Annotated in this window: 9 protein-coding genes; 8 read left to right on the top strand and 1 reads right to left on the bottom strand. The window is 37.6% G+C overall.

Features of this window, described 5'->3' with window-relative positions; translation table 11 throughout:
* Positions 1-142 precede the first annotated feature (142 nt).
* The 7 genes from GH715_RS20240 to GH715_RS20210 all read left to right on the top strand — a co-directional run bounded on the left by GH715_RS20240 (position 143) and on the right by GH715_RS20210 (position 7,508).
* Positions 143-958, top strand: a complete 816-nt coding sequence (locus GH715_RS20240) for a TetR/AcrR family transcriptional regulator (protein WP_153837079.1) — start codon at positions 143-145, stop codon at positions 956-958.
* Complete coding sequence (locus GH715_RS20235) at positions 959-2,446, top strand: MDR family MFS transporter (protein WP_153837080.1); 1,488 nt, start codon at positions 959-961, stop codon at positions 2,444-2,446. It begins immediately after the preceding gene.
* 128 nt (positions 2,447-2,574) lie between these two features.
* Complete coding sequence (locus GH715_RS20230) at positions 2,575-3,483, top strand: DUF7847 domain-containing protein (protein WP_153837081.1); 909 nt, start codon at positions 2,575-2,577, stop codon at positions 3,481-3,483.
* Between the two features lie 12 nt (positions 3,484-3,495).
* Entirely contained in the window at positions 3,496-4,155 is a 660-nt protein-coding gene (locus GH715_RS20225; RefSeq protein ID WP_153837082.1) for a DUF4129 domain-containing protein, read from the top strand.
* A 47-nt stretch (positions 4,156-4,202) separates the two neighbouring features.
* Positions 4,203-5,267, top strand: a complete 1,065-nt coding sequence (locus tag GH715_RS20220; protein WP_163578798.1) for a DUF4350 domain-containing protein — start codon at positions 4,203-4,205, stop codon at positions 5,265-5,267.
* Between the two features lie 2 nt (positions 5,268-5,269).
* Complete coding sequence (locus GH715_RS20215; protein ID WP_153837084.1) at positions 5,270-6,199, top strand: AAA family ATPase; 930 nt, start codon at positions 5,270-5,272, stop codon at positions 6,197-6,199.
* Positions 6,153-7,508: a DUF58 domain-containing protein gene (locus GH715_RS20210; RefSeq protein WP_324187006.1), complete on the top strand. Its 1,356-nt coding sequence runs from the start codon at positions 6,153-6,155 to the stop codon at positions 7,506-7,508. Before GH715_RS20215 ends, GH715_RS20210 begins: the two co-directional genes overlap by 47 nt.
* Here the strand turns inward: GH715_RS20210 and GH715_RS20205 are convergent.
* Entirely contained in the window at positions 7,488-8,456 is a 969-nt protein-coding gene (locus GH715_RS20205; RefSeq protein WP_153837085.1) for a stage II sporulation protein M, read from the bottom strand. The genes GH715_RS20210 and GH715_RS20205 overlap by 21 nt on opposite strands.
* A 110-nt stretch (positions 8,457-8,566) precedes the next feature.
* On the opposite strand from GH715_RS20205, the gene GH715_RS20200 reads away from it, so the two are divergent.
* Complete coding sequence (locus GH715_RS20200; RefSeq protein WP_153837086.1) at positions 8,567-9,364, top strand: RDD family protein; 798 nt, start codon at positions 8,567-8,569, stop codon at positions 9,362-9,364.
* The last annotated feature ends 649 nt before the right edge of the window (positions 9,365-10,013 follow it).

The following is a 10,013-nucleotide window of genomic DNA, read 5'->3' as shown; positions in this document are numbered from 1 at the left end:
CGAAATTAAAACCGCCGGTTCTACCGGCGGATACTTACTGTAAATTTAATTTTTATACGTTGACACTAGACTTGATATTTAATACAATAGCTTTCGTGACCGAAAAGTCATTATGGTGACCATTTAGTCAGAAGGTGATCAATTGGATACTAAACAGCACATCATGAATACAGCTTTAATACTGTTCTCAGATCATGGGTTTAATGAAACATCTGTCCAGCAAATAGCACAAAAGGCAGGTATTTCTAAAGGCGGTTTCTATAATTATTTTTCTTCTAAACGGGAGTTAATGCTGGAAATGATTGATGAACATCACAGCAAAATTATTAACAGTACCCATCAAATAGATGAAACAAATCGCAATTTAGCTGCGTATATACAACACGAGATGACAGCATGGATGGAACACCAGCCTTTTATACATGTGATGTTGAATGAGTTTCAACCAAAAAAGGATCCACAAATAAATAAAAAAATGGATGAGCTTCATGTTACGCTAACACAGAAACATAAAGAGATATTCTATCTGTGTTATGGAGAAAAAATAAAACCATTTCTTACCGATATGGTTGTCATTTTAGAAGGTATGCTGAAAGAGTATTTGTTATATATGTTTATCCAACAAACCCAATTTGACGTCCAACAATTAAGTAATTGGATATGTCATCACATCGACAGCATTGTTAACAACCTTCATGACATGGATCCTTTTTTACACGAAACGCAAAACGAGACATTTGAAATTGTGTTAAAAGATTTAAAAGCAGCTATTAAGCAAAAAAAGCTTCCTAATCGAGATAAACTCTTAGAAGTAGTGAAAAAGATAGAACAGGAAATCGATAACCATTCACCATATTCTATTACCGCTGAAGTATCACTACACTATTTAAAAGGCGAAGAAACGATTCATACAGACGTATTAAGACTAGAGCGTTTGTGCAAACAAGGGGGTAATTAAATGAATCAAGAAATAAATCCAACAGAAGTAAAAAGGATACCCATCGTCGCTGTAATGCTCGTTGGTGCTTTCGTAGGGATATTAAATGAAACTCTACTAGCAACTGCATTACCAAGCATTATGGAGGATTTTGGCATTGCAGAAAACCAAGTACAATGGTTAACTACTGCCTTCTTATTAACCAATGGTGTCATGATACCAATATCGGCTTTCTTAATTGAACGATTTACGACTAGACAGTTATTCATAACCGCTTTGAGTATCTTTGCATTAGGTACATTTATTGCATCGATTTCTCATGCATTTGAATTACTATTAGTAGCGAGGGTCATTCAGGCTGCCGGATCTGGTATCATGTTACCGCTAATGATGACGGTTATGTTGAAAATATTCCCACCAGAGAAACGTGGAGCTGCAATGGGGATGGCTGGGATTGTAATTTCCTTTGCACCTGCAATCGGACCAACACTTTCTGGTTGGTTACTCGAATATTTCTCTTGGAGAGGATTATTTTATGTCGTATTACCAATCGTAATTATTGCCATTATCATCGCTACGATATTTGTTAAAAATGTAACAGAACAAACCTATCCAAAGATTGATATTCTTTCAATTCTGTTATCATCATTTGGATTCGGTGGTCTGTTATATGGATTTAGTAGCATCAGTGGCGGTCATGGCGGTGGTGAAGCCAGTGCTCAAATTAACGGTCAAGCGGTAGCAATTATTATAGCTGGTGCAATAATCATTACCTTGTTTATTATCCGTCAAATGAAATTAAAACATCCAATGCTTGAATTTCGTGTATTTAAATACTCGATTTTCTCCTTGTCCTTAATCATTACAATGATTGTACTGATGGCACTCATTGGAGCTGAAACCATGTTGCCTTTATACATGCAAAACACAAGAGGTTTTACCGCTTTAGAATCTGGACTAATGCTATTCCCAGGTGCAATTGTAATGGGAGTTATGTCTCCTATAACCGGTATGTTATTTGATAAGTTTGGCGCGAAATGGTTAGCAGCAATTGGGATGACCATTGTAACAATTACGACTTTCTTATTTACGAGTCTAGAAATGGATACAGCCTATAGCTTCCTTGTTACGATCTATGCCATTCGTATGTTTGGTCTTTCATTAGTGATGATGCCTGTCATGACAGCAGGGTTAAACCAGCTACCACCAGAATGGCATCCACACGGGACAGCAATGGCAAATACGATGCAGCAAGTTTCTGCTTCCATTGGAACGGCGATATTGATTACCGTCATGACTTCTACCGCAACCAACTATCAGCCAGACCAAGCAGCATTAGAAGGTTTATCAGAAGCAGAAGCAATGAACCAAATTGCTAGTAATGCAGCAATCAGTGGTTACAATACCGCTTTCTGGATCGCAACGATCTTATCGATTATCGGTCTCTGCTTATCATTATTCTTAAAAACAAAAACACAAACAGAACAAGCAAATAAGGAAGCAGCTTAAAGATTTAGGGGGATGACATTGGTTCATCCTCCTATTTTTTACAAATCCTTTCTAAAATATCCCCCATCAATTGGAAATCATGTTAAAATAGGCTATGTATGATTACATATAGGGAGGAATAACTGGAAATGAAAGACAACATAACGAAACCATTAGGATTTGGCGAAATTTTAGATCAAACATTTCGTATTATCAAATCCAATTTTAAATCTTTATTTACTATTACCTTCTTAGTAATGGTACCGTTGTTTGCGCTGCAAGCATTTATTTTAACGTTAAGCGGACGTGATTTTATTATTAGCGGTGACCCAGGGCAAGGTCTGGTTGATCAACTGCTTACAGGTGCTGACTCTGTTGTCAACACCACCCTACAAGAAGACTTTATTTCCATGTTCGTAGATTTGCTAATGGTTTTTGCCATCCCAGTTCTTGCAGGTGCCGTTACTTGGGCAGTCAAAAACGCCAGAGAAGGGAAAGACATATTTGCGAAAGAAATGATCAGTAAAACGTTGCCACGATATGGGCCGCTTCTGGGAAGCACCATGCTTTTTGGTCTTATCACATTTGGTATACTCTTACCTTGTTTTTTTGTAATTGGTTTTATAAGTGTTTTTCTCTCGCTCATACACCCTATTTTGACTTTTGGGTTTGTGATGCTTTCTTCTTTAGGTATCTTTATAGGTGTAGGTTTACTCTTAACAAAGTGGAGCTTATACTTACCCGCTGTACTCTTTGACAACGTCGCACCAGGATTATCGAAGAGTTGGCGCCTGACAAAGAAACAAACATGGAAATTCTTTGGCTTATTTATTGTGCTTCTGATTATTACAACCATTATTAGTGGGATATTACAACTACCACTTATCTTTTTAGGAAACAGTGTATTAGCACATTTATTAACCAACATCATTTCCTTAATATCTTCAATCGTGTTTACCGTTGGTTATGCTGTTATGTATTTTGACGCTACTGTTAGACAAGAAGGTACCGACTTACAGGAAATGATTAAAGAATACGAAGTGACAGAAGAATCGTAAAGGAGATCGGCAATGTCATCTTTTCAAACGGAGCAAGATCAGTTAAACGAGATTTTAAGTAAGCAAGAATATCAAGTCTATTATGAGGATAATCGTAGTTTTTTAGAAAGAATATGGGATCGTATATCAGACTGGATCGGCGACATTCTCACTCTATTATTTGATTCCTTTGAACCTTCTTCGACAACTGGTAACCTGATTATTATCCTCATTATACTGATTGTTTCAGCTGTAGTGATATTTGGTTTGATCGCTTTGGTCATGTTCACAGTGAGAAAAAGAAAACTATCCAATCAGCAGCCATTTGTAAAGCATGATGAATTAGCTTGGAGCTATCACGAACATTTGCACGCTGCCCAAGAATTTGAAACACAAGCTGATTTTCGCCGTGCCACAAGGCATCAATTTCTAGCGTTGTTGTTAATCTTTGATGAATATGGTTTTTTACAAGCAAATCAGTGGAAAACCAATTGGGACTATTACGATGAACTGAAGCGAAGCAATAAAACACTAGCAGTAGACTTTTACAATTTAGCCTTATTATTCGAGAAAGTCACCTATGGTGAACAGTCCATCACGGAAGATGATTATCGAAAGTTCAAGGCCGAAACGAGTAAATGGATTGATTCCATTTTGCAGCAATCAGACCCAAAAGAAATAGGTGAGCGATAATGTTTGGAAAGAAAAGAAGCTGGATCTTTGGAATCTTATTTTTTCTTTTGCTTATCGTAGTCAGTGTATTCTCGACTAGTAATACACCAGAAGAGTATCCGCCTTATCTGGTCGAGTCGCCATCCCCAACTGGACTTAAGGCGCTTTATACATATTTAGAACAAAATGGGCATGATGTTACCCAAGAAGAAACACTTCCCACGATGACAAAAGAAACATTAAGGGTATTAGTTAATCCACCAGTGTTTACAGATCAACAAACTGAAAATCACTATCTCGATTATGTAAGACAGGGTAATACCATCGTGCTCGCCAAAGAAAATCCGGATGGACTCTTTAACCTGAAAACAGAATATGCATTAACCGGATCAGAGTCAGAAACAACAGAAGCTGATTATCAAGGTGAAAAGTTGGAAGTGCTCCAAAACAGCTTTGTCCGTTTGGTGGCAAACGAAGAAGACAAAGTGCTGCTAGAGGATGATGCTGGTGCACTTGCGATCGAACGGCATATTGGCGAAGGCTCCTTAATTGTACTTTTAGAGCCAACCTGGCTTACAAATGATCAAATTACCAAGCATGATCACACGTCTGCAGTATTTAACCTGATCCCATTCGAAGAATCAGGACCAGTTATTTTTGATGAATATAGTTTAACGAAGTCAGGTGGCCTTGTATCACATTTTGAATTATATCCAGGCTGGGCTTATGTATTATTGGTTCAAGGTATCATCATGGCGATTTTTATCCTATGGAATCAAGGTAAACGCTTCGGACCGATTTACCCTGTTCGAGAAGAAACAGTCCGTTTAAGTAATGAACGGTTAAGAGCGATCGCAATTTGGCAAGCAAAAGGTAAAAATTATTACGCATCGCTCGAATACCAGCTTGACTATCTAAAAGAAGTTATTCGAGAAAGATATGGTATACCTTATCAGCAAAATTGGACGGAAAGATTAGCTGGGCTAGCAGGCAAAACTGATGCTATTTCCACCAAAGAATTAGATTATATTGCTCAAGGAATTGAAACCATTTTAGCCAGCAAATCGTTAAATAAACAAGAGTATCTTTCTTGGTCTGCAAAAATAGACAAAATACGAGAAGAGGTGGAGTAACGATGACTTCAAAGATTTCGTCATTATTAGAAAACTATGAACAACATATTCTTGGTCAACAGAAAAATTTACGATTATTATTAACCGCTGCTTTAGCTGGTGGTCATGTATTAATAGAAGGGGTACCGGGAACAGGTAAAACACAAATGGTAAAAACATTAGCTAAGTTACTTGATAGTGACTTCAAACGTGTACAGTTCACCCCTGATTTATTACCGAGTGATATCACAGGAAGTGCTATCTATAATATGAAAGAACATGACTTTCAAACTTTAAAAGGCCCGATATTTACAAATGTTTTGCTAGCAGATGAAATCAACCGGACACCTGCTAAAACGCAAGCATCCCTATTGGAAGCAATGGAAGAAAAACAAGTTACCATTCAAGGAGATACTTATCGATTACCAGATTTCTTTTTTGTTGCCGCAACACAAAATCCTATTGAATTTGAAGGAACGTACCCGTTACCTGAAGCACAACAAGATCGCTTCTACTTTAAACTCAAGGTCGACTTCCCTAGCTTGGAAGAAGAAATTTCGGTCTTACAAATGGTAATCGAGAAACAATCCAATCCCTTGGAGATTCAAGCGATGTTCTCCAATGATTCACTACTAGAAATTCAACAAAAAGTTCAAGAAGTAAACATTAGTAACGAAATAGCTGATTATATTACGAAAATTGTTCGTAAAACACGTGAACTGGAACATATTCAATATGGAGCAAGTACTCGTGCCGCGATCGCAATAGCAAAAACAGCACAAGCTTGGGCCTACCTTGATGAACGTGACTATATAACACCGGATGACGTCAAAACAGTAGCTATTCCTAGTTTACGTCATCGTGTTCAACTATCTCCATATGCAGAATTGGAGGGATCTGATATCGATGAAACGATTCAAGAGCTTGTGGGATCGGTTGCTGTTCCGAGATAAAGGGATCATTCCTACATACAAACTGATTACCTATTACGCCCTTTTCACCTTAGCTATGTTCATTCTATCAATCTGGCAATTTTCGTGGCTGTTTCTAGGAATAGCCACGCTACTAATGATCAGTCTATTAATCATAGATGCATTCCTACTACCTAAAAAAGAAGACATAGAGGTAGCTCGGACAATGGCTGACGAAATGGAGCGTTATGCGAAACAAATGGTAACCATTCATTTTCACAATCGCACAAACGACGCATATACCGTTCGGTTAATAGATGGAATACCTGAGTCATTTCAAACTATTTTTCCAACCAACCAGTTGCTTCCAAGCGGAAAATCGGTTGCTATTTCGTATGAGATATTTCCTCAAATAAGAGGAAAATATCAAATTGATACGTTATATGTACGTTTAAAAACAAAAATGGGACTTTGGGAAAAACAAATTACTTATCACCTGTCTAATGAAGTAAAGGTTATACCTAATTTATCAGAGACCAAAAAATATTTAGCAAGTGCTCAGAAATATTTATTGCACGAAGGCATCAAAATTCGAAAAGTGCGTAGTGGTGTTGGGGAATTCTCAAAGGTTAGGAGCTATGTCGTTGGCGACGACCCACGTAAAATAAATTGGCGTCAATCTGCCAAATTACAAGAGATGATGACTAATGAATATGAACCGGAGCATGGAAAAAGTGTTACAATCTTACTAGATTGTGGTCGCATGATGGGAGTTGAGTTAGAAGAAGGAAATCGGTTGGAAAAATCAATTGAAGCGGCAATTACGCTCGCAACAGCAGCATTGCAAAACGGTGATCAAGTATCTGTGATCGCCTTCTCAAAAGAAATTAAAGCAGTTGTGCCTAGTGGAAAGGGATTAGAACATTTAGATACCATTTTACAAACGATATATGCCCTAGAAGTAGATGCACAAGAATCCAACTATGCGCTCGCTATCCAGCATGCCCAATCGATTCAACGAAAACGTAGTATGATTGTGCTCTTCAGTGATGTGCAAACATTTGTGAATGAAGATTATCAACTATTTTATATGAAAAAAATAAGAAAAAAACACCTTTTTGTTATGCTAGGCATTGAAGATCGACTATTACAAGCACAAATAAAGATGAAGCCAGAAGACACTATAGCGGCAATGGAAAAAAGCATGGCACAAAAACAGTACATCAACCAAAAACAAGTGATGAGGAAATGGGAAAAGCATGGATTACCCATGCTCGAAGCACCTGCTGAACGGTTAGCAGTCACTTCTGTTTCCCATTATATTGAGACATTAAACCGTGGATTGTTGTAGAGCTCTTTTGCGTAAAAGAAAATGACCGATGATCATGTAAGCAATCAGACCAATAGCGGTCGTAACTGCTACAGCATATTTCATCTCTAACGAAATATCAGCAGGAGTGATAAATCCTTCGATGGTACCAGCGATTACAAATAACGGGATCGTTCCTAGCATCAGTTGAACGGACCTTATTGTTTGGGTCTTTAACTGGTACCCTCTCGAATGCTTACCAGGTACAAACAATTTGTATCCCATTAAAAGCCCTGCACCACCTGCTATAAAAATAGCAACTAACTCAATGACGCCATGTGGGACAATATAAGCCCAAAACACATATGAATTGCTATAGTTGAAAAATAGTCCTGCAATTGCGCCAACAATAATACCGTTATAAATTAATACATATACTGTCAATAGTCCGAATGTGATGCCACCGGCAAAGGCTAGAATACCGACCCGAATATTGTTAATCATAATTTCTGTCGACATAACAGGTGCATCAACAGCTGCCGGGTCTTCGCCGAGCGATTCAGGATCAAATGACTGTGCCATATTTTCCGGTAGGATACCATATAAATGAGCTGGATTTTCGACTACAGCGAAAAAACTCGCAATACCACCAAAACAGAACAAAAGCATGGCAATCATAATTGCCTTCCATTGTTCCAGTAATAAACCTACAAATTTGCTGGAAAAGAAATGATAGGCTTGTTTCCATGAAGAATGCTGGGATTGGTATAATATGTTGTGTGCTTTTCCGACTAGTTCATTTAAGTAATTTGTTACATCTTCATTTGGGAAAAATGTCTGACTATAAGATAATTGCCTAGAAACTTTCTGGTATGTATGTTGAAACTCTTCGATAATCTTGCTGGACTTTTGCTTTGGTAATTGGTTTATCAGTCTTTCTAACCGTTCCCAGTCTTGGCGATGCTGTTTGATGAATTGATTTAATTGCATATAATCACCTTTTTTTCTAGCATTTTACTTTATTATAATGGAAAATAGGCTTAATGAACAGTATAGAAAGCTACTGTTCTTCTGAAAAAGTGACAGGAAAGAGGTTAAACATGGAACAAGAACAGTTACAAGTAAAAACACCCGAATATGTTTCCTTACAATTTCAATTAGCTGGTTTAGGATCGAGAGCTGCTGCCCAGATCATTGACTACACACTCATTTTTTTAACACAATTATTAACGATCCTTCTTTTAATACTAGCGTTTAATAATAGTTTCAGTGATTTATTTTCAGGGCATCTTGATAGTATTCTGTTAGTTATACTCATCATCATTATCTATTTATTTCACTTTGCTTACTTCATTTTCCTTGAATACTACTGGGGAGGACGAACAATTGGCAAAAGAATGTTAGGTATCCGTGTTATTCAGGAAAACGGACATAATATTACTTTTCTTTCGAGTATCATTCGCAACTTTGTCCGACTGATAGATATGATGCCAAGTGCGTATCTAGTTGGTATTATCATGATATTTTTTCATTCTAAACATAAGCGGTTAGGAGATATAACAGCAGGGACGATTGTTGTACATGAACGACGGAAAAAGTCACTTAAACAATCGCCACTTGAAAAATATATCGAGCAACAAGGAATTCGAAAAGAAGATTTACAATTAGAACCTTATCATTTGAAGCAATTTAATCAGAAGGATTGGCGACTTTTACAGACCTACGTACATCGAATTCTTCATATGGGTATACAAGAAAAAAGAACGCTAACAACGAAAGTCAGTGAAATTCTCTTGCCAAAAATTGAAGATCAGATGCAAAACAGTACCAAAAGTAACGAAGAATGGTTATTACTACTTTATTTACATCTAAAAGATGAGTGGGAATACGTTTTATAGAAATTCCCCACTCCATGAGACATGCATAAGAAAACTGAGCAAAATTCACTCAGTCCTTATCACTAAATGCTCAGATTTAAGCTCCCTCTAGTGTTTATTATGAAATAATATCAACTGCTTGATCACCACTCCGGCTGCCCACTTCCCTTTCCGTGGGGTTTGTCCTTCAGCTAACTTTTTTGAGCAAAACCCGCTCAAAAAAGTGGATCTTCAGGTCAAACCATTCCCACAGGAGTTGAAGTGGGCGGCCTTCGCTTTATACATGTGCTACAACATTTGTCAGATCAGGCAACTTGAGTTGTTATCCCTGTGAAAGTGCAGGTATGACATAGGAAATCACTAACAAGGTTTATAAAACCCCATATGCTTTCTCTATTATTCGTTGTAGAAAAAAGAATAGCGAAGGCGACCGTTTCGACTCCTAAGGGATTAGCATGATCTGAAGATCCACTTTTGCAGGAGTATATACTCCTGCAAAAGTTAGCTGAAGAGCATGCCCCTTGGAAAGCGAAACGGTCAGCCGTAGCGGTTGACTTGCACTAGCTAGCTTTCAAAATGGCAACTTCGTTAAACACGATCATTGCGCTAATTATATAGTTCTTACCTTTTAAAAGTAAGTATCCGCCGGTAGAACCGGCGGTTTTAATTT

The sequence above is a fragment of the Gracilibacillus thailandensis genome, from assembly GCF_010994055.1.
GTDB classification, from domain to species: domain Bacteria; phylum Bacillota; class Bacilli; order Bacillales; family Amphibacillaceae; genus Gracilibacillus; species Gracilibacillus lacisalsi.
The sequence above is the reverse complement of the archived record's forward strand: the minus strand, read 5'-3'. Positions and strand labels throughout refer to the sequence as shown.